Source organism: Paenibacillus sp. LX16, from assembly GCF_036252815.1.
Lineage (GTDB): Bacteria > Bacillota > Bacilli > Paenibacillales > Paenibacillaceae > Paenibacillus > Paenibacillus polymyxa_B.
The window spans coordinates 3,831,184-3,857,256 of record NZ_CP141152.1 but is presented as its reverse complement, the minus strand read 5'-3'; the positions used below and the strand labels follow the sequence as shown (position 1 = coordinate 3,857,256).

The 26,073-nt window shown below is 45.8% G+C and carries 23 protein-coding genes and 1 other RNA gene; 23 read left to right on the top strand and 1 reads right to left on the bottom strand.

From position 1 onward, the window contains the following. The first annotated feature begins 8 nt into the window (after window positions 1-8). The 22 genes from floA to rnpB all read left to right on the top strand — a co-directional run bounded on the left by floA (window position 9) and on the right by rnpB (window position 22,843). Window positions 9-1,010: a flotillin-like protein FloA gene (gene floA / locus T3H97_RS17180; RefSeq protein WP_029517799.1), complete on the top strand. Its 1,002-nt coding sequence runs from the start codon at window positions 9-11 to the stop codon at window positions 1,008-1,010. Between the two features lie 44 nt (window positions 1,011-1,054). After that, window positions 1,055-1,633, top strand: a complete 579-nt coding sequence (locus T3H97_RS17175; protein ID WP_328800362.1) for a YqfB family membrane protein — start codon at window positions 1,055-1,057, stop codon at window positions 1,631-1,633. Window positions 1,634-2,054: 421 nt separating this feature from the next. After that, window positions 2,055-3,464 (top strand): branched-chain amino acid transporter BcaP, encoded by a 1,410-nt coding sequence (locus T3H97_RS17170; RefSeq protein ID WP_328800361.1) that lies wholly within the window; start codon window positions 2,055-2,057, stop codon window positions 3,462-3,464. Between the two features lie 369 nt (window positions 3,465-3,833). Further along, window positions 3,834-4,127, top strand: coding sequence for a sporulation protein YqfC (gene yqfC, locus T3H97_RS17165; RefSeq protein WP_029517796.1), 294 nt, complete (start codon window positions 3,834-3,836; stop codon window positions 4,125-4,127). Continuing rightward, complete coding sequence (gene yqfD / locus T3H97_RS17160; RefSeq protein ID WP_328800360.1) at window positions 4,124-5,317, top strand: sporulation protein YqfD; 1,194 nt, start codon at window positions 4,124-4,126, stop codon at window positions 5,315-5,317. Before yqfC ends, yqfD begins: the two co-directional genes overlap by 4 nt. Window positions 5,318-5,323: 6 nt before the next feature. After that, window positions 5,324-6,295 carry a PhoH family protein gene (locus T3H97_RS17155; protein WP_328800359.1) on the top strand — a complete coding sequence of 324 codons (972 nt, stop codon included), beginning with the start codon at window positions 5,324-5,326 and terminating at the stop codon, window positions 6,293-6,295. Window positions 6,296-6,391: 96 nt separating this feature from the next. Beyond that, window positions 6,392-8,638 carry an HD family phosphohydrolase gene (locus T3H97_RS17150; RefSeq protein WP_250239572.1) on the top strand — a complete coding sequence of 749 codons (2,247 nt, stop codon included), beginning with the start codon at window positions 6,392-6,394 and terminating at the stop codon, window positions 8,636-8,638. Window positions 8,639-8,693: 55 nt separating this feature from the next. Next, the gene (gene ybeY, locus T3H97_RS17145) at window positions 8,694-9,191 is read left to right on the top strand and encodes an rRNA maturation RNase YbeY (RefSeq protein WP_328800358.1); all 498 of its coding nucleotides are present in this window, start codon (window positions 8,694-8,696) and stop codon (window positions 9,189-9,191) included. Next, the gene (locus tag T3H97_RS17140; protein ID WP_328800357.1) at window positions 9,191-9,565 is read left to right on the top strand and encodes a diacylglycerol kinase family protein; all 375 of its coding nucleotides are present in this window, start codon (window positions 9,191-9,193) and stop codon (window positions 9,563-9,565) included. The genes ybeY and T3H97_RS17140 overlap by 1 nt, the downstream gene beginning before the upstream one ends. 49 nt (window positions 9,566-9,614) lie before the next feature. Then, the gene (gene era / locus T3H97_RS17135; RefSeq protein WP_029517791.1) at window positions 9,615-10,517 is read left to right on the top strand and encodes a GTPase Era; all 903 of its coding nucleotides are present in this window, start codon (window positions 9,615-9,617) and stop codon (window positions 10,515-10,517) included. 510 nt (window positions 10,518-11,027) lie between these two features. Then, the gene (locus T3H97_RS17130) at window positions 11,028-11,165 is read left to right on the top strand and encodes a YqzL family protein (protein ID WP_013372137.1); all 138 of its coding nucleotides are present in this window, start codon (window positions 11,028-11,030) and stop codon (window positions 11,163-11,165) included. A gap of 42 nt (window positions 11,166-11,207) precedes the next feature. Beyond that, window positions 11,208-11,960 (top strand): DNA repair protein RecO, encoded by a 753-nt coding sequence (recO, locus tag T3H97_RS17125; protein WP_013311133.1) that lies wholly within the window; start codon window positions 11,208-11,210, stop codon window positions 11,958-11,960. A 403-nt stretch (window positions 11,961-12,363) separates the two neighbouring features. Next, window positions 12,364-13,251, top strand: a complete 888-nt coding sequence (gene glyQ / locus T3H97_RS17120) for a glycine--tRNA ligase subunit alpha (RefSeq protein ID WP_029517789.1) — start codon at window positions 12,364-12,366, stop codon at window positions 13,249-13,251. Beyond that, entirely contained in the window at window positions 13,244-15,319 is a 2,076-nt protein-coding gene (gene glyS, locus T3H97_RS17115) for a glycine--tRNA ligase subunit beta (protein ID WP_328800356.1), read from the top strand. The genes glyQ and glyS overlap by 8 nt, the downstream gene beginning before the upstream one ends. A 115-nt stretch (window positions 15,320-15,434) precedes the next feature. Beyond that, window positions 15,435-15,917 carry a YaiI/YqxD family protein gene (locus T3H97_RS17110; protein WP_250245269.1) on the top strand — a complete coding sequence of 161 codons (483 nt, stop codon included), beginning with the start codon at window positions 15,435-15,437 and terminating at the stop codon, window positions 15,915-15,917. Next, window positions 15,910-17,784, top strand: coding sequence for a DNA primase (gene dnaG, locus T3H97_RS17105; protein WP_180984627.1), 1,875 nt, complete (start codon window positions 15,910-15,912; stop codon window positions 17,782-17,784). The genes T3H97_RS17110 and dnaG overlap by 8 nt, the downstream gene beginning before the upstream one ends. A 43-nt stretch (window positions 17,785-17,827) precedes the next feature. After that, the gene (rpoD, locus tag T3H97_RS17100) at window positions 17,828-18,961 is read left to right on the top strand and encodes an RNA polymerase sigma factor RpoD (protein WP_007431230.1); all 1,134 of its coding nucleotides are present in this window, start codon (window positions 17,828-17,830) and stop codon (window positions 18,959-18,961) included. 87 nt (window positions 18,962-19,048) lie between these two features. Further along, a complete protein-coding gene (locus T3H97_RS17095; protein ID WP_328800355.1) occupies window positions 19,049-19,888 on the top strand; it encodes a hypothetical protein in 840 nt (279 codons plus the stop codon). After that, window positions 19,885-20,646 (top strand): tRNA (adenine(22)-N(1))-methyltransferase, encoded by a 762-nt coding sequence (locus tag T3H97_RS17090; protein ID WP_134904179.1) that lies wholly within the window; start codon window positions 19,885-19,887, stop codon window positions 20,644-20,646. Before T3H97_RS17095 ends, T3H97_RS17090 begins: the two co-directional genes overlap by 4 nt. Next, window positions 20,622-21,737, top strand: coding sequence for a Nif3-like dinuclear metal center hexameric protein (locus tag T3H97_RS17085; protein WP_103049622.1), 1,116 nt, complete (start codon window positions 20,622-20,624; stop codon window positions 21,735-21,737). Before T3H97_RS17090 ends, T3H97_RS17085 begins: the two co-directional genes overlap by 25 nt. A gap of 61 nt (window positions 21,738-21,798) precedes the next feature. Further along, window positions 21,799-22,365 carry a flavin reductase family protein gene (locus tag T3H97_RS17080; protein ID WP_328800354.1) on the top strand — a complete coding sequence of 189 codons (567 nt, stop codon included), beginning with the start codon at window positions 21,799-21,801 and terminating at the stop codon, window positions 22,363-22,365. Window positions 22,366-22,444: 79 nt separating this feature from the next. Next, window positions 22,445-22,843: RNase P RNA component class A (gene rnpB, locus T3H97_RS17075), an RNA gene on the top strand. 408 nt (window positions 22,844-23,251) lie between these two features. On the opposite strand, the gene T3H97_RS17070 is transcribed toward rnpB, so the two are convergent. Then, entirely contained in the window at window positions 23,252-24,472 is a 1,221-nt protein-coding gene (locus tag T3H97_RS17070) for an aminotransferase-like domain-containing protein (RefSeq protein ID WP_272638493.1), read from the bottom strand. A 116-nt stretch (window positions 24,473-24,588) separates the two neighbouring features. On the opposite strand from T3H97_RS17070, the gene pdxR reads away from it, so the two are divergent. Next, window positions 24,589-26,064, top strand: coding sequence for a MocR-like pyridoxine biosynthesis transcription factor PdxR (gene pdxR / locus T3H97_RS17065; RefSeq protein WP_068942363.1), 1,476 nt, complete (start codon window positions 24,589-24,591; stop codon window positions 26,062-26,064). Window positions 26,065-26,073 lie beyond the last annotated feature (9 nt).

The following is a 26,073-nucleotide window of genomic DNA, read 5'->3' as shown; positions in this document are numbered from 1 at the left end:
TGATGCGAGTGTTCGAATCGGGTATTGTCAGCGTTTTGCTGATTGCCGTTGTAGTGATTATTGTATTGAGCGTATTTTTCAGTTTCTTCCCGGTGATGCTGTGGATTTCAGCATTGGCTTCGGGTGTGCGCATTGGTATCATTACGCTGGTAGCTATGCGGTTACGGCGCGTCACGCCAAGCCGAATTGTCAATCCGCTCATTAAGGCAACCAAGGCGGGTCTGGGCTTGAACATTAACCAGCTGGAAAGCCATTTTCTCGCAGGAGGGAATGTAGACCGCGTGATCAATGCGTTGATTGCTGCGCAGCGAGCTAACATTCCGCTTGAGTTTGAACGTGCGGCAGCGATTGACCTTGCGGGACGGGATGTTCTGCAAGCAGTCCAAATGAGCGTTAATCCGCGTGTTATTGAGACACCTATTGTGGCTGCGGTCGCCAAGGATGGTATCGAAGTAAAGGTTAAAGCTCGTGTTACGGTGCGTGCCAACATTGATCGACTTGTTGGGGGTGCCGGAGAAGAAACGATTATTGCACGGGTTGGTGAAGGTATTGTTACAACCGTAGGTTCCAGTAACTCGCATAAGGACGTATTGGAGAATCCAGATTCAATTTCAAGAACTGTATTGTCCAAAGGTTTGGATGCCGGGACAGCATTTGAAATCTTGTCCATTGATATTGCGGACGTTGATGTAGGTAAAAATATCGGTGCTTTTCTGCAAACAGAACAGGCGGAAGCCGACAAACGTATTGCGCAGGCAAAAGCGGAAGAGCGGCGTGCGATGGCTGTAGCGCAGGAGCAGGAAATGAAGGCACGTGTTGTAGAAATGAGAGCGCGCGTGGTGGAATCCGAATCCGAAGTGCCGCTGGCAATGGCTGAAGCGCTGCGTGGCGGGAAGCTTGGCGTCATGGACTATATGAATTTGAAAAATATTGAGGCGGATACGCAAATGCGTGGCTCCTTAGGCAAACCGAATGAGAACTCCGGGAATGACAACAAGAACCGGGATTAATAACGGGACATAGCCGATGAATTACGGCAGCTAGGTGGTGAGTAATGAACTTTATCAGCTGGATCTTTGAACATTTGTATATCCTGATCGTGATTGGCTTTGCTTTGGTGTCCTTTTTGGGGAAAAGCATCCAAGGTACAGGGCGGAAATCACCGCCGCGAAAAGGTATGCCTACCTTTGGGGGGGATCATGGTTCTCGCGGGCCCTCGACGTCATCCAGACCCTTCACAACGGAACATGGGCAAGAGCAGCGCCAGCAGGATGTTGCTGGTGAGTTGCAACGTCAATTTCCTAATGAACGACGGGCAGTTATGGAAGCTCGTCGTATAGAAGGAGTGGGCGATCGTTCGGAAACGGAAGAACGGATGGACCGGGATTCATTAGATAACGGTTCGACTTTAGAGGATCGGATCCGTGCTATGGAAGAAGAACGCAGAATGGTTTTAGCCCGTCTCGATCGTATATCCAACGCGAGGGAGTCAGGGGAAATTACCGATGCGCCAGAGATAGCTTCGCAAGACCGTAATACGGTGGATACAGCTGATCTGCGCAAAGGTGTGATTTGGGCAGAAATATTAGGTCCTCCGCGTTCCAAGCGCTACATGGGTGGAGGAAGACGTTAAAATGATAGGGGATCCGTCACGGCTTTGGCTGTGGCGGATCTTTTTTTGTGATGCTTTAGGAATACATAAGCATGCTCAGAATAAAAAGTGAATTAACGACAAATGCTCTAATTACCTGACAACGAATGTGATAATCCCTTGTGTGCCCTAGGTTTCTAACATTTGCTGTCATCTAAAATGGTGGCATTTTGTCTAATTTAAGGTCTCATTTATGAAAATATATTCGTGAAAAATGATCAAATGTAACAATATGAATGAAGCTTTCCGAAAGCAGTTTTCATTTTTTCTTTTTTATATATAATGTTCTCAATGATAGATACTTATGAAATTCACTCCATAATTAGATAAAATTTGATTTAAATTGAGGTGATAAAACAAAGGTTATAAAAATGAAAAATTAATTTTTAGGAGGATGGGATCGATGGGGAATAGCTTGTTTAGAAAGAAGAGCATTGATCAGTTGATTGCCGCTACGCGAGGGGAAAAAGCACTGAAAAGGGAACTGGGTGCGTTTGATTTAACGATGCTTGGAATTGGAGCCATTATCGGAACGGGGATTTTTGTGTTGACAGGTACGGGAGCAGTCACGGCTGGTCCAGGCTTGGTTCTTTCTTTTGTGATTGCAGGACTCGCCTGTTTATTCGCAGCATTGGCTTATGCGGAATTTGCATCCACCGTTCCAGTATCCGGTTCTGTTTACACTTTTACATATGCAACGATGGGGGAACTATTGGCCTTTATTATTGGATGGGATTTGATTTTGGAATACATGCTGGCAGCCAGCGCCGTTTCCGCAGGTTGGTCGGGTTACTTTGTATCATTTTGGAATGGAATTGGCCTTCACATTCCGCTTGAATTCACTGCTGCACCTGGGGCTTTAAAAGACCAAACTACTTATTTTAATCTCCCAGCTTTTTTAATTTTGATGGGTATCACGTTCTTGCTTTATTTTGGGATAAAAGAATCAAAACGGATTAACAACATCATGGTAATCGTAAAAATTGTTGTTATTTTATTATTTATCATCGTTGCTTTTAAATATGTGAAGCCAGATAACTGGACACCGTTTATACCGTTTGGGTTCAGTGGGGTGTTTGGAGCTGCAGCTCTTGTGTTTTTTGCTTTTATTGGTTTTGATGCTGTTTCATCAGCGGCTGAAGAAACCAAAAATCCCGCTCGTGATTTACCGCGAGGCATTATTTTCTCACTTGTTGTTTGTACGTTTTTGTATGTCATTGTTAGCGCGATTATGACTGGTATAGTACCGTTTATGCAATTTGAAGGTATCTCTCACCCTGTGTCATTGGTATTGCAGGTTGCGGGTCAGAACTGGGTTGCAGGTATTATAGATATAGGAGCTATCTTAGGAATGACAACGGTCATGCTGGTTATGCTCTATGGTCAAACTCGCATTATGTTTGCTATGTCACGTGACGGCTTAGTCCCCAAAGTATTATCCAAGGTTCATTCCAAATATAAAACGCCCTACATTAACACGTTGTTTTTTGGTACTTTATCTGCATTAATGGGTGGGCTGATCCCGCTAGATGAGTTAGCTAGTTTGGTGAACATTGGAACCTTGTCAGCATTTATTCTGATTTCGATCGCCGTCATCGTTATGAGAAAAACACAACCTGATTTGCCAAGGGCCTTCCGATGTCCTGGAGTTCCGTATATTCCAATCCTGGCTATCGTTTCATGTGGGGTGCTCATTCTTAATTTGAATGGTCAGACATTTATTCGCTTTATTATTTGGCTCATCATTGGTATGGCTGTTTACTTCTTATACTCTAGAAAAAACTCTCTTTTGAATCGAGATAACGAGAAATAACCGTGTCATATAATGAAAATCAAAAAAAGCCAACCTTGTTTTCGGTATGAAAACGAGGTTGGCTTTTTTGGTTGTGAATTTTTAAAGAACACATCTTTTGCCTCTGCAATATAGTAGCAGCTACGAATTGTAAGTTTAGCCTCATAAATGCGGGGACTGGATCATAAAATGTACAGAACAGATATCTGTGGCGCTGGTGTAATGGTGTTCACTTATAACGATGAAAAGCCAGCAGCGTAGCTGCCATGAAACATCAATGAGTCCGAATGGCAATAACAAAGATGAAAAAATAGCAGCGTGCTGTCATCAAAACAACTATGAGCCGTTGGATAACAGATGTTTTGATGACGGGAAAGGAGATTTCGCCGTATGAGCAGGATGAGCCGCAAACTGCGAAAGTGGGCCAGCGAGACGCTGGAGCTTCCGCAGGACATTCTATTTGACTTGCCGCGGTTAACCCTCATCGGCAGCCGCCAGCTTTATGTGGAGAATCACCGGGGCGTGGTGGATTTCACGCCGGATCAGCTCGTACTTGCACTTGCGCAAGGCAGGCTGAGGGTGTCCGGCCATGATCTAGTCATTACGTCTATTCTGCCAGAGCAGGTAAGTGTGGAGGGACATATAACGGATATCCAAATGGAAGGAACGGAGGAAGGCTCGTGAAACATCCTGCTTTAGCAAAGCTGCGTGGCACGGTTACCCTTGCTGTTAAGGGTGAAAGTGTGGAAACTTTCATTAATTTACTCGCCTATCAACATATACCAGTTTGGAACGTGCGGCCGATGGGTACTAGACATGCAGAAATGAACCTTCTGCTGCCGCACGTCTTCCTCCTACGCCCGCTTTTGAGAAGGACAGGCTGTAAAATGCACGTTCTGAAGCGGCAAGGGCTTCCCTTTACTGTTATACGACTTGCCAAACGTAAATTTTTTCTGGCTGGATTGGCTTTGTTCTGGATAGGTCTCCTGCTGATGTCTTCGCTTATCTGGGACATTGAAGTGAAGGGGAATGATAAGCTCTCAACGGAATCCGTTCTCAAAGCCGCCCGTCAGGAGGGGCTGTATCCGTTTCAATGGAGCTTTCGTCTTTCTAGTCAAGACAAGCTTTCCCGTGCGCTCATGCAGAAGCTTCCAGAGGCATCCTGGATCGGTGTGGAAAAACAGGGTACTTTGGTGACGATTCAGGTTGTTGAAGCTTCACAGCCTACCCCTGCGCCGCTCTACAGCCCACGTCATATCATCAGTAAGGCAGACGCGGTAGTCACTGAAATTTTTGCCGAGCAGGGTCGTCCTGTCGTGCATAAAAATACGCGTGTCAAAAAAGGAGCCATTCTCATCTCGGGAACGCTTGGAGATGAGGAGAATCAGCAGCAGGTCGTAGCCAAAGGAGAGGTTAAGGGTCTTGTATGGCATGAATACGAAATTAGCAGTCCCACGGTGCAACGCAGCAGCACGTATACAGGTACCAGTCACGACCGCTTGTATCTGGTGTTAGGCAACCGTGCGATACAATTGTGGGGATATGGGAAAATACCTTATTCTACACATAAAACAACAGTTGAACATGATCCGCTAACATGGCGTTCCTACAAACTTCCGATAGGTTGGATGACCGAAAGTGTGAGGGAGACAAAGATACAAGAGCAGAAGCTTACGGAAGCAGAAGCAAAAATGTCAGGTATAGAAGGCGCGCGAGCTGATATTTTAGCTAAATACGGCAAAGGAACGAAAATAATGAGTCAAAAAATTTTGCATGAGAAGAGAGAGAATGGTAAAGTTTATATGAAAGTGCTTTTTGAAGTGGAGCAGGATATTGCGGAAGAACTTCCGTTAGTTCATAACCAAGGAGAATGAGGCTATTTGGCAGAACAACAACGCAGCATACAAATTGCATTGAACAATGCGGGAGAAGGACAGGCGTTATTTGGCCCGCAGGATTCCTTTTTAAAATTAATCGAAGCCGCTATTCCAGCAAAAATAGCATCTCGTGAGGCAGAAGTTAATGTTTTTGGTAATGCACACGAGGTGGAAGTGCTCGAACAATTGTTCGATGTATTACTCCAGTTAATTCGCAATGGGTATATACTGACCGAAAGGGACGTCCATTATGCGATTGAATTGGCCAAAGATTTACGCGCTGATCAGCTGCTCGATTTGTTCAAGGGTGAAATTACGACGACGTTCCGGGGTAAACCGATTCGCGTCAAAACGATTGGACAAAAGCACTATGTAACCACGATTAAGAAACGCGATATTGTATTTGGAATTGGCCCGGCGGGTACTGGTAAAACCTATCTGGCTGTAGTGCTGGCCGTAGCTGCCCTGAAGGAAGGTTCAGTCAAGCGCATTGTACTGACTCGTCCTGCGGTGGAAGCAGGTGAAAATTTAGGTTTTTTACCAGGGGATTTACAGGAAAAGGTTGATCCGTATTTACGCCCATTGTATGATGCCCTATACGATGTGATGGGCCCAGAGCAGACTGCAAAGGCACTGGAGCGCGGATTAATAGAAATTGCACCTTTGGCTTATATGCGGGGACGTACGCTGGATGATTCATTTATTATTTTGGACGAAGCGCAAAACACCACACCCGAGCAAATGAAAATGTTTTTGACTCGACTTGGCTTCGGCTCCAAAATGGTCATTACCGGCGATGTCACGCAAATTGATTTGCCTCGTGGCAAAAAATCCGGTCTGATTGAAGCAAATGCGATTTTACAAGGGATTGAGGAAATAGGTTTTGTCCAGTTTGCAGAAGAGGATGTTGTTCGTCATTCCCTGGTTCAAAAAATCATTGTTGCTTATGACCGTGTTGCCGAAAAACAAGGATAGTCATTCAAGCACGAGTATGGTGTGTGCGATCAGAAAAAGTAATAAAATAAGCAGTGTAGCTGCCTTGAAAAAGATGATGGAGAGGGATTGTTTTAGATGACCTCGAAGGAATTATCTAAAGGGAAAACGTTCCAGCATAGAATGAATGGATGGAAGTATAGCGTGGCGACACGCTATCTTCTGTTTTTATTTTTGGTGGTTCTTTTTTATGTAGGCTTTGCGTCCAAGCTGCTTCCCGAGCGTTATGATATTCGGGTAAATCAACCGAGTGAAAAGGAAATTGTCGCCCCGATGCAGCTTCCTAACAGTAAGGCGACTTTGAAGGCTCAAGAGGAATCAGCTGAACGTGTGCAGCCCATGTATACCATTGTGCCAGTTCGCAACGATAACCTGATTACTGGTATTTTGGATCGAATTGAACGGCTCAATCAGGATGATCAGGTTTCCAGAGCAGATAAGATTTCGATTTATAAGGATGAGATTCCGCAACGTGCACGGGAATTTGTGCAAAATTTTGTGAATAACAGCCGTAATGCGGATGCCTACCCAGATAAGCTGCTGGATGAAGTGCTGGAAAAAACGAAAGAGCAAACGTACCGAATTCCAGAGGAGACATTCATTAAAATTCCGCGCCTTACATCTGAGGATATTGCTGAAATGCGGCCTGTTGCCCGTGAGATTGTGACAGGGTTGATGAATGATCAAATTACGGATGCTCAGACAGCCCGAGCGAAAGTAGCTGAGCGGGTTAGTACAAGCTCGCTTACCAAGCGTACTTCACGGGAGGTTGTTCAGGAACTTGCAAGGCTTGTGATTACCGCCAACAAGTTTTATGATGATACAGCTACGAAGGACGCCAAGGTACAGGCTCGTGAAGATACACCGACAGTTTACATTAAACAGGGTGAAGTACTCGTCAAGAAGGGTGAGATTATTACCCAGGAAATCTATACACTGCTTGATGAAAATGAATTGCTCAAGGATAAAATCAATTATTGGCCACAATTTGGCCTACTGATGTTGTCTATGATGCTGGCATTGGGCCTGTTTATGTATATTCGTCAATTCCAATCACGAACACGAAACTTCAAGTATAATAATGCGCAGTTGCTCATGCTAGTATTAATCTTTGTGATAACAGTTGGAGCAATGATGTTAATTTCCATACTGCAGAACAATGAACGTTCCTATCTCGGCTATCTGGCGCCTATCGCGCTTGGAGCTATGCTCGTAACGCTGTTGCTTGATATGTCGTTGGCTTTCGTATGTGCCGTTATATTCAGTATATTGGCAAGTGTTATTTTGAATGTCCGTCAGGGACAAATTTTTGACTTTAATTTTGGTTTTTTTGCTATTGTGGTCTGTCTGGCAGCGATTTTCTCTACCCATCGAGCCAGCCAGCGTTCAACACTGTTCAAAGGGGCGATCATGGTATGCCTGTTCGGTGCCCTGTCTGTTTTTTCTCTGGCACTGATTGACCAAGGGAATTGGACTCAAACGACGACGCTCTATGGGGTAGCTTTTGCTTTTGCAGGCGGTCTGATAACAGCAATACTTGTTATTGGGCTAATGCCATTTTTTGAGTCTACCTTTGGTATCTTGTCGGCACTGAAGCTTGTTGAGCTGTCAAATCCCAATCATCCATTGCTCCGCAAGCTGCTTACAGAGACACCGGGAACGTATCATCATAGTGTAATGGTGGGTAATCTGTCAGAGGCCGCAGCGGAGGCTATAGGAGCAAACGGCTTGTTGTGCCGGGTTGGTTCGTATTATCATGATATTGGTAAAACCAAGAGGCCTTCGTACTTCATTGAAAATCAAAATGGGTTGGAAAATCCACATGATTCAATAGAGCCCAAGCTTAGCAAATCCATCATTATCGCCCATGCTCGTGACGGCGTGGAAATGCAATTGGATTACAAGCTGCCCAAGCCAATTCGCGATATTGCCGAGCAGCACCACGGAACGACATTCTTACACTATTTTTATCACAAGGCGTTGCGTGAGGCTGAAGAGCGGGGGGTAGAGCCTGACTTCACGGAGGATGATTTCCGTTATCCGGGACCGAAGGCTCAGTCTAAAGAGTCTGCTGTGGTGGGAATTGCTGATAGTGTGGAGGCAGCAGTTCGTTCCTTACGGAAGCCGACGGTGGAACAGGTTGAATCCATGATTGAGAAAATTATTAAGAGCCGTCTTGATGATCACCAATTTAACGACTGCGAGCTGACCATGCGGGAGCTTGATATCGTGGCTCAAACCCTCAAGGAAACAGTAATGGGGATTTTCCATTCCCGTATTGAGTATCCAGAGGAAAGGCCCAAGTCTGAAAACGGAAAAGCTTAATATAACTTGTGCATGAAGCACGGGTAGAGCACTAGAATTAAAAGGAGCGGTTGGCATGGGCCTTCAATTAGCTTGGAATAATGAACAAAATGATATGGTAATTAACGAATCTTTAATTACGCTGCTGAACAACTTATTAGAGGAGGCAGGCAGAGTGGAAGGAGTCACAGACGGTGAAGTAGCCCTTACCTTCGTTAATGATGAGCAAATTCATGAGTTGAACAGGGACTATCGGGGAATTGATCGTCCCACCGATGTGTTGTCTTTTGCTATGAAGGAGACACTGGATGAAGAGCTTGAAATTATTTACGAACCGAATGAAGAAAATTCATTGAATGATGTACCGGATGTTCTGGGGGATATTATAATCTCTGTACAGACAGCGCAAGCTCAGAGCGAAGAATACGGACATTCGATTGAGCGTGAAATCGGTTTTTTGTTTGTTCACGGCTTTCTGCATCTGTTAGGCTATGATCATCAGGATGATGTGAGTGAAGCTGAAATGATGGGCAAACAGGAAGCTGTACTGGCTCAAGCGGGGCTGACAAGGTAATGAGACGTCAGCCTTGGAGAATGACCTTTCGCTATGCGGCAGAAGGCGTGATGTATGCTCTGCGTACGCAAGTAAATATGCGGATACATGTGGTCGTGGCGCTCCTTGTCATTGTAGCAGGCTTAACTCTGCACATCTCCCGGCTCGACTGGTTATTCGTCTGCGTGGCTATCGTTATAGTCATTGTAGCCGAACTGTTCAACACCGCTGTTGAAGCAGCGGTGGATCTCATCTCACCTGATATTCATCCGCTGGCCAAAGCGGCTAAAGACACCGCCGCCGGAGCCGTGCTCCTGGCAGCGGTTTTTGCTGTAATTATTGGTATATTTGTGTTTTATAGGCCTATGTTGACGTTAATTAGTTCGCTGTTTTAATAGAAAAACCAAAATAAAATAGGTGCTTAATCGCGCTGGAGGAAATGAAATGGCTAAGAAACACTTTAAATCAGGCTTTGTCGCAATTGTTGGCAGACCAAATGTTGGAAAATCAACACTGATGAACCATGTCATTGGGCAGAAGATCGCCATTATGTCAGACAAGCCGCAAACTACACGCAACAAAATTCATGGCGTATTTACTACAGAGGACACACAAATTGTATTTTTGGATACACCCGGGATTCATAAGCGCCAGTCAAAATTGGGTGATTACATGAATCAGACTGCTTTTAATACGTTGGGTGAAGTAGAAGCGGTACTTTTTCTTATTGACGCTGCTGAAGGTCTAGGCGGTGGCGACCGTTTTATTGCGGAACAGCTTAAACAAGTAAAAACGCCAGTTATCTTGGTGCTGAATAAAATTGATCGCATTGAGCCGGAAGCGTTGTTACCCCTGATTGAGCAGTATCGCAAGTTGTACGACTTTGCTGAAATCGTACCGATCTCGGCCAAAATGGGCAACAATGTAAACACCCTGCTGGAGCAGGTGCAAAAATACTTGCCAGAAGGTCCGCAATATTATCCGGATGATCAAATTACCGACCATCCAGAACAGTTTGTCATTGCGGAGCTGGTTCGGGAAAAAATTCTGCATATGACACGTGAGGAAGTACCCCATTCTATTGCGGTTATGATTGAAGACATGAAAGTGCAGGATAATGGTGTAGTGCATATTATGGCTGTTATTTTTGTAGAGCGTGACTCCCAGAAGGGGATCATTATCGGCAAACAGGGAGCCATGCTCAAAGAAGTGGGCAAACAAGCCCGTCAGGACATCCAAAACCTGCTAGGCTCCAAAATTTTCCTGGAGCTTTGGGTTAAGGTAAAAAAAGACTGGCGCAACCAGGAACGCGTCCTTCGTGACCTTGGCTTCCATCGCGACGCTTAAAAACAGAACTCGATTCTACGTCACTTTAGTTCAAGGTTTATTGAGGCTAAAAAAATTGATATTAAATAAATATGTATAGTTGTAGTAAGCATCATAAAAAAGCCGTCCCGATCTCTTGGCTGAGATAGTAATAGTCTCCTGATCATTTAAAGCGCCGCGTATGTGCGGCGCTTAACTTCTTGCTCTTTTTATCCTTTTCTTCCAGCGATGAAATAGGTGTGTTTTAAAAAGGCCTTGTATGCACGATGTAGCGGAGCGAAGGATTTGAATCTGAAGAAGCGATAGCGTTCGCCTTTACCCTCGAATTTAACCCTTATGTATGTTTTACATTCAAATAAATTCGAGGGTAACAGCGATCGTAAGATCAAATCATTTGCGAAGCGGCATTCCAATCTACATATAGCTGCCTTTTTTAAAGCAATCCATTTATTTCATCGCATACTTCCCCCCTCTTCGCATCATCCTATTTTTGAGATGCAAACGTCATTTCCGAAGAAAGGATGAATACGATTGCGAGATTTTTCGTGGAAGTATTTTGCGATGACTGGAGATGTCGGTGCGTATCTGTTATATCGGGAGAGCGCAGTGACAAGGGAGCAAGACACGGATGAGGGAGAGTCGGACGAGCATGAAGAAGCCCGTGAATAGTACAAGCCACTGGCTTCTTCGCGAATGTTTGGGGGAAGAGGCATGCTTTACAGGGTGGAAGGAATCGTCATCCGCAGCATGGATTACGGTGAGGGGAACAAAATTATTACGCTTTGCACCGAAAGCGGAGGCAAAGCAGGCGTGCTGGTCAGAGGTGCAAAAAAGTCCAAAAGCCGTCACGCTGCTTTAACGCAGCCGTTTACGTACGGTGAATTCGTTTTTTTTCGAAACACAGGCTTAGGCACGTTGAATGCCGGTGAAATCATCCAATCCCACCATACATTACGCGAGGATATTACTAAGGCTGCTTACGCTTCTTATGCTTGTGAATTACTCGATCGGGTGTTACAGGATGAGGAAACAGGTGCGTTCTGGTTTAAGCAGCTAAAAGCATGTTTGGAGGCGCTGGAGAGTGGCAAAGATCCGCTGATCGTCATGAGTATTTATGAATTTAAAATATTGCAGGCGGCCGGATATGCTCCTCAGCTTGATGCATGTATTTCAAGTGGTCAACAATGTGCTGATGAAGATATGTTTGTCAGTCCGAGACTAGGCGGAGTTTTGTGTCGGAGCTACAAGCATTTTGATCCAGCGGCATTGAGCGTGACTCCACGTACATTGAAGTTGCTGCGCTTGTTCGCCAGAATGGATTTGAATCGGCTCGGCAACATTGACGTGAAGGACTCCACCAAGCTGGAGATCAAACATGTCATGCGTCAGTTCATGGATATGCAGTTGGAGGTCAAGCTGAAATCCCGCAATTTCTTGGATCAGCTCGACAAGTACGATATGTGAAACGCCCTATTCTCTTGACTGTGTTGCTGAAAACGTGTAATATCCTACTATATATCTCCTTCGGGAGCAGATGCATTGAACGAGAAAGTAGCGGGATGTATTCTCTGTAATTAGCGAGTTGGGGACGGTGTAAGCCCAGCGGGAATTCTTCGTGAACAAGGCACTCGGGAGCGTCTGAATGGACACGGAAAAGAGGATTACGATCTGATGGGTGATGTAGGATCGCAATCAAGTAGGGTGGAACCGCGGGAGTCAGCTCTCGTCCCTACGTCTGTACAGGCGTAGAGGCGGGGGCTTTTTGCTGTCTCTAGCAAGGCTTTTGGGATAAAATAGCCCTGTACATACGAGCTTAATGAGAAGAAATCACCAACATTTGAGGGAAGTGGAAAGGGAGCGTGTACCAATGAATTTTCAGCAGATGATTTTAACGCTGCAACAATTTTGGGCTGAACACAACTGTATTATTGTACAGCCGTATGACACGGAAAAAGGGGCAGGCACGATGAACCCAATGACGTATTTACGTTCGATCGGACCTGAGCCGTGGAATGTAGCTTATGTTGAGCCTTCTCGTCGTCCGTCAGACGGACGTTATGGTGAGAACCCGAATCGCCTGTATCAGCATCATCAGTTCCAAGTAGTTTTGAAGCCTTCACCGGATAACATTCAGGAATTGTATTTGGAGAGTTTGAGCCGTTTGGGCATTGACCCTCTGGAGCATGATATTCGTTTCGTTGAAGACAACTGGGAAGCACCGACGTTGGGAGCGTGGGGCTTAGGTTGGGAAGTATGGCTGGACGGTATGGAAATCACTCAATTCACCTATTTCCAGCAAGTGGGCGGTATTGATGCCAGTCCGGTTGCGGTAGAAATCACGTATGGTATGGAGCGTCTTGCTTCCTACATCCAGGACAAGGAGAATGTGTTCGATTTGGAGTGGGTCAATGGAATCACGTACGGTGATGTCTTTCACCAGCCTGAATTTGAGCATTCCAAGTATACGTTCGAAGTATCTGACGTCAAAATGCTCTTTACTCTTTTCAATATGTACGAAGAAGAGGCAAATAAAGCGATGGCGCAGCATCTTGTATTTCCAGCCTATGATTATGTGCTGAAATGTTCTCATGCGTTCAACTTGCTGGACGCTCGCGGAGCGATCAGTGTGACGGAACGGACTGGGTTTATTATACGAGTGCGTAATTTGGCGCGTCAGGTGGCTGCGACCTATCTGGAGGAGCGCGAGAAGCTGGGCTTCCCGCTGTTGAAGAAAGGAGGTGCGGCAAATGTCTAAGGATTTATTGTTTGAGATCGGATTGGAAGAAGTCCCTGCACGTTTTATCCCGAATGCGATTCAGCAGTTGAAGCAGCGTATGACGGCGTGGCTTGACAGCTCGCGTATTGCTTATGGTGCTGTAGAGGCTTATGCTACACCTCGCCGTTTGGCGGTACTTGTCAAGGAAGTAGCGGAGAAGCAAGAAGATATTAACGAAGAAGTTAAAGGTCCTTCCCGCAAAATCGCACTCGACGAAGCTGGTAACTGGAGCAAGGCTGCACTAGGCTTTGCTCGTAGCCAAGGTGTTGATCCTGAACAGTTCACGTTCAAGGAGCTTGGAGGCGTGGAATATATTTACGCAACTAAGAGCAGCATAGGTGTACCAACAGCGGAAGTTCTGTCCGAAGGTTTATTGCACATTTTACATGCGATGACATTCCCTAAATTCATGCGCTGGGCAAGTTATGACTTTAAATTTGTTCGTCCGATCCGCTGGTTGATTGCCTTGTTTGGTAACGATATTGTTAATTTGGAGATTGCCGGCGTACAGTCAGGAAATGTGACAAGAGGGCATCGTTTCCTGGGACAGGATGCCGTTGTAGAAAGTCCAGCTGACTATGTTGAAGTACTTCGCAAGCAGCATGTCATTGTGGACATTGAGGAACGTCAAACGCTTATTGTAAAGCAAATTGAAGCGTTGGCAGCCGAAAAAGATTGGACGATTGCGGTCAAGGATGATTTGCTGGAAGAAGTGCTGTATTTGGTGGAAACCCCAACAGTACTGTTCGGAGGTTTTGATCCTGCGTTCCTGAACATTCCGAAGGATGTACTCATTACTTCCATGCGTGAACATCAACGCTATTTCCCAGTGCTGGATCGCACAGGAGGGCTACTGCCATACTTTGTTACGGTACGTAACGGAGGAAGTCAATCGCTGGAAGTCATTGCTAAAGGGAATGAAAAAGTATTGCGTGCGCGGCTGTCTGATGCCAAATTCTTTTATGAAGAAGATCAGAAGCTGGAAATTAAAGATGCACTTTCCAAACTGGAAAGTATCGTTTTCCACGAAGAGCTGGGAACGGTTGGAGACAAAGTGCGCCGGATTCGCCGTATTGCTGATGCTCTGGCAGAGAAGCTTCGCGTTTCCCCAGATACACAGGAATCGGTTAGTCGAGCAGCGGATATTTGTAAATTTGACCTGGTAACACAAATGGTATATGAGTTCCCTGAACTGCAAGGTGTGATGGGTGAGGATTATGCTCGTAAGGCTGGAGAGAAGGAAGAAGTGGCGAGAGCGGTGTTTGAGCATTACCAACCGCGTTATGCAGGAGAAACGGTTCCTTCAACGAATGCTGGAGCGATTGTAAGTATCGCAGACAAGATAGATACCATTACAGGCTGCTTCTCGATAGGTATTATTCCAACAGGTTCACAGGATCCTTACGCGCTTCGTCGCCAGGCAGCAGGTATTGTGCAGATCTTGTTGGATCGTAAGCTTTCGGCTACGTTGTCTGATGTGTTCAATATCGCGCTCGATGTGCACGGCAACCTTGGAAATATGAAACGTTCCGCGGATGAAATACGTAAAGAATTACATGAGTTTTTCGGATTACGCGTCAAGAAACTATTGTCTGAGACCCTTCGATATGACGTTGTGGATGCTGTGCTTGCAGCTGGATATGACGACGTTGCTTCCGTTGTTAACCGCGGAACTGCATTAATGACGGCCGTACAAACAGGTGAGGTATTCAAAGCAACAGTTGAGTCCTTTAATCGTGTAGGTAATTTGGCTGCTAAAGCAGTTCATAAGTCAGTTAATACGAGTGAGTTTACGGAGCAAGGAGAAAAAACGCTTTACGAAGCATGGTATAGCGCTTATGAATCTTATAGCGTAGCTTTACAGGAAGGTGATGCGACACGAGCGTTAGCGCTTGCTTCATCCATTACCCCTGCGGTGACGGCGTTCTTTGATTCCGTTATGGTTATGGCTGAGGATGATGCTGTTCGTAATAATCGTTTGGCATTGCTGGCTGCTATTGACTCAGAACTGAAGCGTTTTGCCGATTTTTCCAAGCTTGTAGTTTAAACGTCAGTTGTGGTAGTATGAACAACTTGAAAAAATGGGTATAAATATACGGAACGGTGTAAGAGTAATCTTGCAGCCGTTCCGTATTTTACTCGAATGCAGATGGAGATGGGGGATGCTCTTGGAGGGAACCGGAACTTTACTGGATGTGCGGATCGTTGTTGACGGGGACGCTTGTCCTGTTAAAAGTGAAATTGCGGAGATAGCTTCCCGTTTTCATATTGAGGTTATTATGGTATCTTCATATGATCATCTCATTCAGGGCAGCAAAGGCGTAAGCGTCGTTAAAGTAGACCGAAGCGACCAAAGTGCCGATCTCTATATTGCCAATCATATCCGCCGCGGGGATATTGTAACCACCAATGATTATGGTCTTGCTGCACTTGCCTTGGCAAAAGGTTGTGAAGTGATGTCTTTTCGCGGAGCTATGTATCGAAACGATTCGATAGATTTCATGCTTGACCGACGCCATACTTCTGCCAAAGAACGGAAAAAAGGACGTTATGGAAAAGGTCCTAAACCGTTTACATTAGAGGATCGTGAAGTTTTTCAACATAAACTGACAAAACTTTTACTTCGCTTGCAGGAGAATGAGTAACGGTATCGAATTATATTTACGTGCTAAAGAGATGAAGGTGGTTAATATGAGTGCCGGACAAGGTAACATACCGGACGATATCATTGAGTCGGTTTTACAACATCATGATATTGTAGATACGGTAAGCAAGTACGTGCATTTGACCAAGCAGGGGAAATATATGAAAGGCCTCTGTCCTTTTCATTCCGAAAAAACCCCTTCATTCACCGTGACACCGGATCGTCAGATTTTTTACTGCTACGGCTGCGGCGCGGGAGGCAATGCCATCAAATTTATGATGGAAATCGAAGGACTATCCTTTCCCGAAGCTGTCAGGACAATGGCAGAAGAAAGTCATATCCCACTCGGCGAATGGCAGGGACGTGATTCATCGCATCAGCATCCTGAGTTGGACAGGCTGTTGCAAGCGTATGAGTTAACTTCTAAGATGTACCATTTTTTACTTAAAAATACGGAGCACGGCAAACCAGCCATGGAATACTTGCGCTCACGGGGATTCAGTGACAAGATCATTGATCAATTTCAAATTGGCTATGCACCCAACCGATGGGATACGATCGTTCAGTTTCTGGAGAAGCGTTCTTTTGATCCCGTGGAGATGGAAAAGGGAGGGCTTATTTCTCCCCGGCATGAGGGTGATGGATATGTGGATCGATTCAGAGATCGTATCATGTTTCCCATTTGGAATCGCAACGGAAAAGTTATTGCCTTTGCAGGCCGTATACTTGGTGAGGGACAGCCGAAGTATTTGAATTCACCGGAGACCAAGCTATTCAACAAGAGCCGAACGCTGTACAATCTCCATCATGCTAAAACCTCAATTCGCAAGCTTCGCCAAAGTGTTCTTTTTGAAGGCTATGGTGATGTTATCTCGGCATGGGAAGCTGGCGTACAAAATGGGGTGGCCGCCATGGGCACAGCTCTAACGGAGCACCATGCTACGATGTTAAAAGGACTGTGCGACGAGGTCATTATTTGTTATGATGGTGACCGGGCAGGACAAGCTGCTGCGCTTAAAAATTTTCCGCTGTTGGAAAATGCGGGGCTTCACGTGAAAGTAGCGCTGGTCAGTGACGGTATGGACCCGGATGATTTTATCCGCCAATACGGCGGCGAACGATTCCAGCGCCAAATTATCGAAAGTGCTGTTTCAACGGTGAAATTTAAGCTTATATATCTGAAAAAAAACCATATACTGCAAGAGGAAGAAGGAAGAATCGCGTATTCCCGCGAAGCATTAAATGTCATTGCACCTCTGTCATCCCCGACCGAGCGGGAAGTGTATCTGCGCGAAGTATCATCCGAAGTCAAGGTGGATTTTGAAACCTTGAAGCAAGAATGCAATTTACTCCGTCAATCCCTGCAAAAAAAACAGAACTTTGGGGATAATAACGAAAATGGGTGGAATAATGGTAGGCATAAAAAAGGGCAGGTCTCCACACCTAATCTGTTGCCAGCTTACCATGTGGCTGAACGCAGACTGCTTCACTGGATGATGCAGGATTTAGAAGCTGCAGAGTATGTAGAAAAGCATCTGGGCGACGCCTTTAATATTGAGGATCATGCAGCAATTGCTGCTTATCTATATGCCTATTACGCGCAAGGGAAGTTACCGGATACAAGCCGTTTTATTTCATCTTTGCAAGACGACCGGCTGGAGAAGAACGTAAGTTCGATCATGATGATGGATGCTCCAGGCGTATGGGCACCGCACATTTTGGATGATTATATTCATCAAGTGCGAAAATTTCCATTGCAGGAGCAACTGGATTTGAAAAGGGAAGAAATGAGAGCCGCTGAGCGCTTAGGTGACTTTTTGCGTGCAGCACAAATTGCAAGTGAGATTATAGCCCTAGAGAGACAATGAACACACAGAGGTCGGATGTTTCTAGGGAGGAGGGAGTCGAAAGATGGCGAATGATCAGCATACTGAACTGGAGACGGAACTAACACTGGATCAGGTCAAAGATCAACTGATTGAGTTGGGTAAAAAAAGTTCTTCTCTGAACTACAAAGATATCATGGAAAAACTGTCGCCGTTTGATCAGGACCCCGAGCAAATGGATGAGTTTTATGAGCAGCTGGGTGACTTGGGGATTGAAGTTGTGAATGACAACGACGAAGAAGTTACCAGATTGCGTCAAAATGACGACCCGGAAAACAATGATGGGGATGATTTTAATTTCGATGACGATCTGAGCCTGCCTCCCGGTATTAAAATTAATGACCCGGTCCGGATGTACTTGAAGGAAATCGGTCGTGTACCGTTGCTTTCTGCTGATGATGAGGTGGAGCTTGCCAAACGGATCAATAACGGCGATGAAGAAGCTAAGCGTCGGTTGGCAGAAGCGAACTTGCGTCTGGTTGTAAGTATTGCCAAACGTTATGTTGGTCGCGGAATGCTTTTCCTGGATCTGATTCAGGAAGGTAATATGGGTTTGATTAAGGCAGTAGAAAAATTTGATTACGAAAAAGGCTTTAAATTCAGTACGTATGCAACCTGGTGGATTCGTCAGGCCATTACGCGCGCAATAGCCGATCAGGCGAGAACGATCCGTATTCCGGTGCATATGGTGGAAACGATTAACAAGCTGATTCGCGTATCGCGTCAACTGTTGCAAGAGCTGGGGCGCGAACCTACGCCGGAGGAAGTGGCTGCCGAGATGGAGCTGAGCGTGGAAAAAGTACGGGAGATTATGAAAATTGCCCAAGAACCGGTTTCATTGGAAACACCAATTGGTGAAGAGGATGACTCACATCTGGGGGATTTCATTGAGGATCAGGAAGCATTGGCACCTGCAGATGCGGCTGCCTATGAACTTCTGAAGGAACAGCTTGAAGATGTACTGGATACGTTGACCGAACGGGAAGAGAATGTTTTGCGTCTCCGCTTTGGTTTGGACGACGGAAGAACCAGAACTCTTGAAGAAGTGGGTAAAGTGTTCGGTGTTACACGTGAACGTATTCGTCAGATTGAGGCCAAAGCGCTGCGTAAGTTGCGCCATCCAAGCCGCAGTAAGCGACTGAAGGATTTCCTCGAATAGAAGCGTAACATTGCGGACCTTCTGCGGCTTGAAGCGCGCAGAAGGTCTTTTTTTATCTCATGGCAGCCTTGGTGGAGGGGAAGAAGCTTGGACCAGGAGAAAAAACGGGCAATACTGTTACATGAAATTGAGCATTGGCGGCGAAGTCGGCTGCTCCCTGAGCAATATTGCGATTTTTTGTCTAACCTGTATCGGGAGGACGAAGATTCGTCGCAGAGCCAGAACCGTAACAACACCGGGCTGCTTACATATCTTAGACACGGGCATGGGATCGCCTGGCTTCTTGGTTTTGTCATTATTTCCTGCATTTGTTTGATCGGTTTTTATTTTACCGCTTTTCCGTTGGCAATGCAAATATTCTCGGCAAGTGCAGTTACTACAATTTGCTATGGAGTAGCCGCTTTTTGGCGGTCTTCCGAAAAGAGTATGAGTGCGATGTTGAGCACTTTAGGCAGTGCGATTATGCTGGGTTCGGGTGTGTGGATCATTCAGCTCCATCAAGGTGAAGCTAAGGTTTGGTTTCTTTTTCTCGTAGGCCTATGCGGTGTGGTATGGTGTCTTGTGGGATTAACTTTGCGGATCAGCTTACTTCATTACTGTGGTCTTGCTGGGCTGCTTTTGGTGTACGCGGTCCTTATAGGCCGCTACTGGCCTACAGCAACTTTAGTGATGCTTGAGGCATTTTGGATTTTACACGCAGTATTGTTGATCTGGTTAAGCTGGTGGGTACATCGCCGCTTTCCGCGTCTCGCTTTGGTTTATTTCGCTATAGGCATGACACTAGCATTCATGGCTGAAGCAGACACGATTATCCTGCGCCATCAAGCGGCGGGAAATGTGGTGTTTTACAGCATACTGAAGTTGGCATTTGTTGTAGGGATTTTATTTTGGACTCGAAAAAAATGGATTACGTGGGTGACGTCATGAAACTTTCTCAACGGTTACAATATATTATGGAACAAATTCCTGCCGGGAGCAGACTTGCGGATATTGGCTCGGATCATGGACTACTCCCTGTGGCTGCAGTGCGTAGTGGCAGAGTACCGCAAGCCGTGGCAGGTGAAGTCAACGATGGGCCGTTGCGTGCGGCTCAAAAGCAGGTGGCCGAAGCAGGTCTTACTGATCGCATTGCGGTTAGAAAGGGAGATGGTTTGGCTGTAATTAAGGCCAATGAAGTTGATGTTATTACAATAGCCGGCATGGGTGGTGCCTTGATCGCTTCCATTCTAGAGCAAGGGAAAGACAAGCTTATTTCAGTAAAACAACTTGTTCTACAACCTAACGTAGGCGAGGATATTTTACGCCGATGGCTCATCGAACATCAATGGGTACTAACAAGTGAACATATTATGGAAGAAGACGGAAAAATATATGAGATTCTGACGGCAGTACCTGATTCGGTAAGCCCACTGAAACAGGATGAGCTGTATCAACCATGGAAACTTCCCGATAGTTCGCTGGTACTGACACAGGATTTGTTGATGCAACTTGGACCGCTATTGGTTAAAGCACCGAATGAAATCTTTTTTTATAAATGGAAATTGGAGATTCGCAAGCTTCAGGATGTGCTGGCACAAGTGGCACGGTCAGATCAGGAATCCGCACAGCATAAGCGGGAACAATTGCGCAAGCAAATTGAACAGCTAGAGGAGGTACTTGCATGTTTGCCAAAGGACAGACAGTAATTAGCTACATGGAGCAGCTGGCTCCAAAATACTTGGCAGTTCCGGACGATAGAATCGGGCTTCAGCTGGGTAGTCTGCAAAAGGAAATCAAAAGCATATTAGTAGCCCTGGATGTTAATGATGAGGTTGTCGAAGAGGCAATCCGCATAAAAGCTGACCTCATTATTGCGCATCATGCGATTATATTCCGCCCACTTAAAGCTTTGAACACGGATCAGCCTGCGGGCAGATTGTATGAAAAGCTGATCAAGAATGATATTGCTGTCTACATCAGTCATACGAATCTGGATACAGCTGAGGACGGCATGAATGACTGGATGGCAGAAGCACTGGGTATTCAAAGTGAAGGTACGCTGGAGGATGTTCACACTGAGCAATTATTCAAGCTTGTTGTTTTTGTTCCCAAAACACATCATCAACGGGTACTGGATGCTGTACTGGGGGCTGGAGCTGGGCATATTGGCAACTACAGCCATTGCAGCTTTAACATTGATGGCTATGGAACTTTCGTACCAGGTGAGGGAACCCAGCCGTTTTTGGGTGAACCGGGTAAAATGGAACGTAGCGAAGAGGTTCGTATTGAAACCATTGTACCGCAGGCTGTACGCAACAAAGTCATTCAAGCGATGCTGAAGGCTCACCCTTATGAAGAGGTGGCTTATGACCTGTATCACATGGATTTGCAGGGCCGTTCCTTTGGTTTGGGACGGGTGGGCAAGCTTAAGGAAACTCGCACGCTACGGGAGTTTGTCGATGTTGTGAAAAATGGCCTCAACGTGGAGCATGTACGTGTGGTGGGCGACTTGGACCGTATGATCAAAAAGGCAGCCGTGCTTGGGGGCTCAGGCAGCCGCTATGTGAATAAGTCGCTTTTTAAGGGGGCTGACGTATTAGTGACGGGGGATATTGACTATCACACGGCTCAGGATGCCCTTATGGCGGGGATTGCTATTATTGACCCTGGACATAATGCTGAAAAGATTATGAAGCCTAAAACCGCAGAATGGATGCGCAAACGCTTGGCAGAAGGTCGTTATTCAACGGAAGTACATGTATCTCAGGTAGAAACCGAGCCTTTTCAATTTTTGTAAAATCTCAACATCTATGAGAAAATGAAGATGCTCTATTATTTTTTTCGTAGGGAGAGGTTCTATGCGGACGCTGATAGCTGATTCTGCAATTCATGCCTATCCAGGCATGGTCGCTGTTGTTACTTCCCGCTATGAGGGGGAAAATAATGTAATGGCCTCAGGCTGGCATACCTATATCGGATCATCACCGGGCATGTATGGCATTTCATTGAGGAAGGAAACATATTCTCACGGACTGATCGAGAAAAGCGGAGGCTTTGGTATTCAGTTTCTGCCTGCGCACAGATCAGAATGGATTCAGGCTGTAGGTACCTTTAGTGGTAAAGATGTAGATAAGTTTCAGCAGTTTGGCATTGCATATGAAGATGGAATTTCAGTCAATGTGCCTATATTGCTGGAGGCTTATCTTGCTTATGAGTGTAAAGTCGTGGATATTCATACCTATGGAGATCATGATTGGATCGTCGGTGAAATACAGCAGACCTACCGAGATGATGAACTGTTCCTAGATGAGGACGTTCCTGATTTTAGTAAGCTTTCTATCCCGCTATACGTGGGAAGGTCTGCTTATTATGTGGCGGATGATTCATTGCAGAGAAAGGTACATCCGTTTTATTTGAGCAAGTAAACAGAGATCTATACGTTTTACAATATTTTCAGGGTTGTATCATGCGCGCGTTCCCTGTATACTATGTAATGTTGTTCGGAAAGTTTGACAGACAATCGCTGGTGGCGTAAGCCGCGAGAGGAAAGTCCGGGCTCCATAGGGCAGGATGCTGGATAACGTCCAGTCAGCGCGAGTTGAAGGATAGTGCCACAGAAATGGACCGCCGATGGCCGCTTGCGGCACAGGCAAGGATGGAACCGAGGTGTAAGAGACCCCGAGGAACGCTGGTGACTTCGTTCCTGGTAAACCCCATCTGGAGCAAGACCTAATGGGACACAGCTTCTTCGCGAAGCAGCCTTAGCCCGAGGCGTGTCTAGGTTGGTCGCTGGAGCTGGATAGCAATGTTCGGCCTAGATAGATGATTGTCGCTTGTAGTGGGAGGGTAGTTCCCGTCTGTACCACGAATAGCACAGAACCCGGCTTACGGAAAACTTTCCCCACTGCAACACCTTAAAATGTATCAATTTAACTTTTGTAAATGACCTGTTTGCATGAAAGCTTTTAATCCAAATGTATTTATTGAATTAAAAAGGGTGTGTCATATTCCTGTGGGAATCATGACACACCCTTTTTAACATACCGTATTTGCGCAGAAATAGTGCATTTTTAGAATGAAGCCTCCAGCATAATTACTGGAGGCTTTCATTTTAATTATTACTCTCTCTACCGTAAAAACGTGCGAGGATGAGGCACGTAGTCAGCGTAGCAACGCATTTGAATCTGTAGAAGCGAGGCATACACCTTTGTCCCCGATTCCTACTCAAATTCCAAACGAATCAGGGATAACAGCGATCGTAAAATCAAATGATTCGTGAAGTGGCCTCACGTAGATATCCTGCCAACTCCATCAACGCACGCTTTTTACCACACTTTCCTCTGTGTACATCTTCAGTGCTCGATCCAATCGGTCAACTGCTTTTGGAAGCAGGGAAGGATCGGTATGCGTGAAGTTGATTCGCATATGGTTGCTGCCGCTCAGGTCAGCATAGAAGACTTGTCCAGGCACAAATGCGACTCCTTCCTGAATTGCGAGTTGCAGCAACCGATCAGAACGGAAGCCCTCGGGTAGGGTAACCCACATAAACATACCGCCAAGTGCATCATTCCAGGTGATTCCTTCCCATTGGCGTTCCTTCATCAGCGACGTGAGACGTAGCATACGAGTATGGTACTCAGCAGAAACGGTACGAATATGTCCGTCCAAGTCAAAAAAGTCCAATAACTCATTCAAAGCACGTTGATCAATACTGCTGGAGTGCAGATCGGCAGATTGTTTGGCATTCGCGACTTTAACGACGATAGCTTGATCGGCTACCAACCATCCAGAGCGAACACCTGGAGCGACAGTTTTAGAGAATGTAGAAGTGTACATTACATGGCTGTCTCCACCTAACTGTTGATCAATTGAGAAAAGGGATGGAAAGTTAAGGTTTTCGTCAAATTTAAGACGTCCGTAAGGATCATCTTCAAAAATCAAAGTGCCGTATTTACGGCATAGTTCAACAACGCCTGTTCTGCGTTCCATACTCCAAACACTTCCTGCCGGGTTGGAGAAGGTGGGGATGACATACACGAATTTAGGCTGATGTTTTTTGATCTTGGCTTCAAGATCTTCTAATCGCATACCGTTAGAGTCTGTATCTACACTTACAATGTTGGCACCATAGGAATTAAATACCTGAAGAGCCGCCAAATAAGTAGGGGACTCCACCAATACAGTATCCTGCGGATCGAGCAACACACGCGAAACCAGATCAATGGTCTGCTGTGAGCCCGTCGTCATAATGATATTATCTCTGTTGACGGAGATGCCTTGGGATGACATGATTGCTGCAAGACGTTCCCGTAGAGGAATGTAGCCCTCGGTTAGGCCGTATTGAAGAGCGGTAGTACCGCCGAGACGAAATACCCGCTCATAGGCTTTAGCAACAGCTTCGATGGGGAAAAAGGCATCGGCAGGAAGGCCGCCTGCCAGAGATAACACATCTGTTCCCTGTGTCAGCTTTAAAATGTCCCTTACCATGGACGAGCCCTGAGTACGAGCCATACCCGAAAATTTGTGTTCCAATCCAATCATCTCCTGTGTTCTATACTGTACTATGAAATTTGTTGTATTATATCGATAATGAAGTATAACAGTAAACGTCTAAATGTAACAGTTGATTTTTGGAGGGGACAGTTCCGATGCATATTGATCTCAGCCGCAATAGCAGTGTCAAATTATATTTACAGATTGCCAAAACATTAGCAGATCGCATCCAGTCTGGATTGCTGCCTCAGGGCACAAAGCTTCCGTCTGTCCGTCATCTGTCCAGTCTGCTTGCGGTGAGTCCCGTAACTGTAAGCAAGGCGTATGCTGAGTTGGAGTCTATTCATTTGGTTACCTGTACACAGGGAAAAGGTTGCTATGTAGCGGAGCCTTCGGTAGCTGTTCAACGTGAGGGAGCACAGGATTTGTCATGGCAAATGTCGCTGATCGATTATTTGCCACGCGCACAGTTATGGAGAAACTTTAACCATAGCAGACAGTTTCCTTATTCTTTTCATATAGCAGCAATTCAACCGGAGCTTCTTCCTACACGCGAAATCATCGCTGATACTCAACGTCTATCCTCTGGAAATCCCGATGCAATGGCAGCATACGGGACTTTTGAAGGAGATTTAGCGCTGAGGGAAGTGTTTGCAGATCACCTGAACGAACGCGGTATATGCACAGTGGCAGAACAGCTGCTCGTGACCAGTGGTGCCCAACAGGGCATTGACTTGGTGGCACGGACCTTTGTTGGTTCTGGTGATGTTGTCTACATGGAGGCTCCTACATATACGGGGGCCATTGATGTGTTTACCAGTCGTGGTGCCAAAGTAATTATGATTCCGATGGATGAGCAGGGCATGAGGATCGATATCCTCACGCGTCTCTGTGACACTCATCCCCCAAAACTGATCTACACGATACCCACCTTTCATAATCCTACCGGAGTAACTTTAACGATGGCCAGACGCACACAATTACTGGATCTAGCTCAAAGTTATCATTGCCTCATTGTTGAGGATGATCCATTTTCCGACCTATACTATAAAACAAAGCCGCCACTCTCTATCAAGGCGCATGATCAGTCCGGACATGTGATATATATCAAAAGCTTTAGCAAAACCGTTGCTCCCGGCTGTCGTATAGCTTGTGTAGCGGCCACTGGCAGTGTAATGGATCGTTTGGTGGCTGCCAAGTCTACTACGGATTTGGGGAGCCCTCTATTAACGCAAAAAGCGCTACTGCCCTTTATCAGGAATCGACTGGATCAGCATCTTGTTTGGTTGCGGGAACAAATGCGGGATCGGTTGACAGTCGCATTGCATACGCTCCAGCGCTATGCTCCGCCAGAGGTCAGCTGGTATGCTCCCGAAGGCGGCCTAAATGTGTGGATTAAGCTTCCACCTAATGTTGATATTCCAGAATTGGAGCGGCTGGCTGACCGAGAAGGAGTTTCCTTTTTACCTGGTGCAGTATGCTATGCAGGTGGTATGGACAGTAATCATATCCGTATTTCTTTTTCGTATGCGGACAAGGAAACACTTAAAACAGGTCTTCACAAACTGTGCCGTTTGTTGGGCGAACTGCTTGATCATTCGGTCATTGTTGAACGGAAGCCTATTTTATAAGGGATATTT

Bases quoted from the DNA above. Each gene is read 5' to 3' on its own strand.
- ybeY (WP_328800358.1), top strand. From the start codon at position 8,694: ATGGGCCTTCAATTAGCTTGGAATAATGAACAAAATGATATGGTAATT.
- T3H97_RS17085 (WP_103049622.1), top strand. From the start codon at position 20,622: ATGTTTGCCAAAGGACAGACAGTAATTAGCTACATGGAGCAGCTGGCT.
- T3H97_RS17080 (WP_328800354.1), top strand. From the start codon at position 21,799: ATGCGGACGCTGATAGCTGATTCTGCAATTCATGCCTATCCAGGCATG.
- yqfC (WP_029517796.1), top strand. From the start codon at position 3,834: ATGAGCAGGATGAGCCGCAAACTGCGAAAGTGGGCCAGCGAGACGCTG.
- T3H97_RS17170 (WP_328800361.1), top strand. From the start codon at position 2,055: ATGGGGAATAGCTTGTTTAGAAAGAAGAGCATTGATCAGTTGATTGCC.
- T3H97_RS17150 (WP_250239572.1), top strand. From the start codon at position 6,392: ATGACCTCGAAGGAATTATCTAAAGGGAAAACGTTCCAGCATAGAATG.
- dnaG (WP_180984627.1), top strand. From the start codon at position 15,910: ATGAGTAACGGTATCGAATTATATTTACGTGCTAAAGAGATGAAGGTG.
- T3H97_RS17175 (WP_328800362.1), top strand. From the start codon at position 1,055: ATGAACTTTATCAGCTGGATCTTTGAACATTTGTATATCCTGATCGTG.
- T3H97_RS17140 (WP_328800357.1), top strand. From the start codon at position 9,191: ATGAGACGTCAGCCTTGGAGAATGACCTTTCGCTATGCGGCAGAAGGC.
- pdxR (WP_068942363.1), top strand. From the start codon at position 24,589: ATGCATATTGATCTCAGCCGCAATAGCAGTGTCAAATTATATTTACAG.
- glyS (WP_328800356.1), top strand. From the start codon at position 13,244: ATGTCTAAGGATTTATTGTTTGAGATCGGATTGGAAGAAGTCCCTGCA.
- T3H97_RS17090 (WP_134904179.1), top strand. From the start codon at position 19,885: ATGAAACTTTCTCAACGGTTACAATATATTATGGAACAAATTCCTGCC.
- glyQ (WP_029517789.1), top strand. From the start codon at position 12,364: ATGAATTTTCAGCAGATGATTTTAACGCTGCAACAATTTTGGGCTGAA.
- rpoD (WP_007431230.1), top strand. From the start codon at position 17,828: ATGGCGAATGATCAGCATACTGAACTGGAGACGGAACTAACACTGGAT.
- T3H97_RS17110 (WP_250245269.1), top strand. From the start codon at position 15,435: ATGCTCTTGGAGGGAACCGGAACTTTACTGGATGTGCGGATCGTTGTT.
- era (WP_029517791.1), top strand. From the start codon at position 9,615: ATGGCTAAGAAACACTTTAAATCAGGCTTTGTCGCAATTGTTGGCAGA.
- recO (WP_013311133.1), top strand. From the start codon at position 11,208: ATGCTTTACAGGGTGGAAGGAATCGTCATCCGCAGCATGGATTACGGT.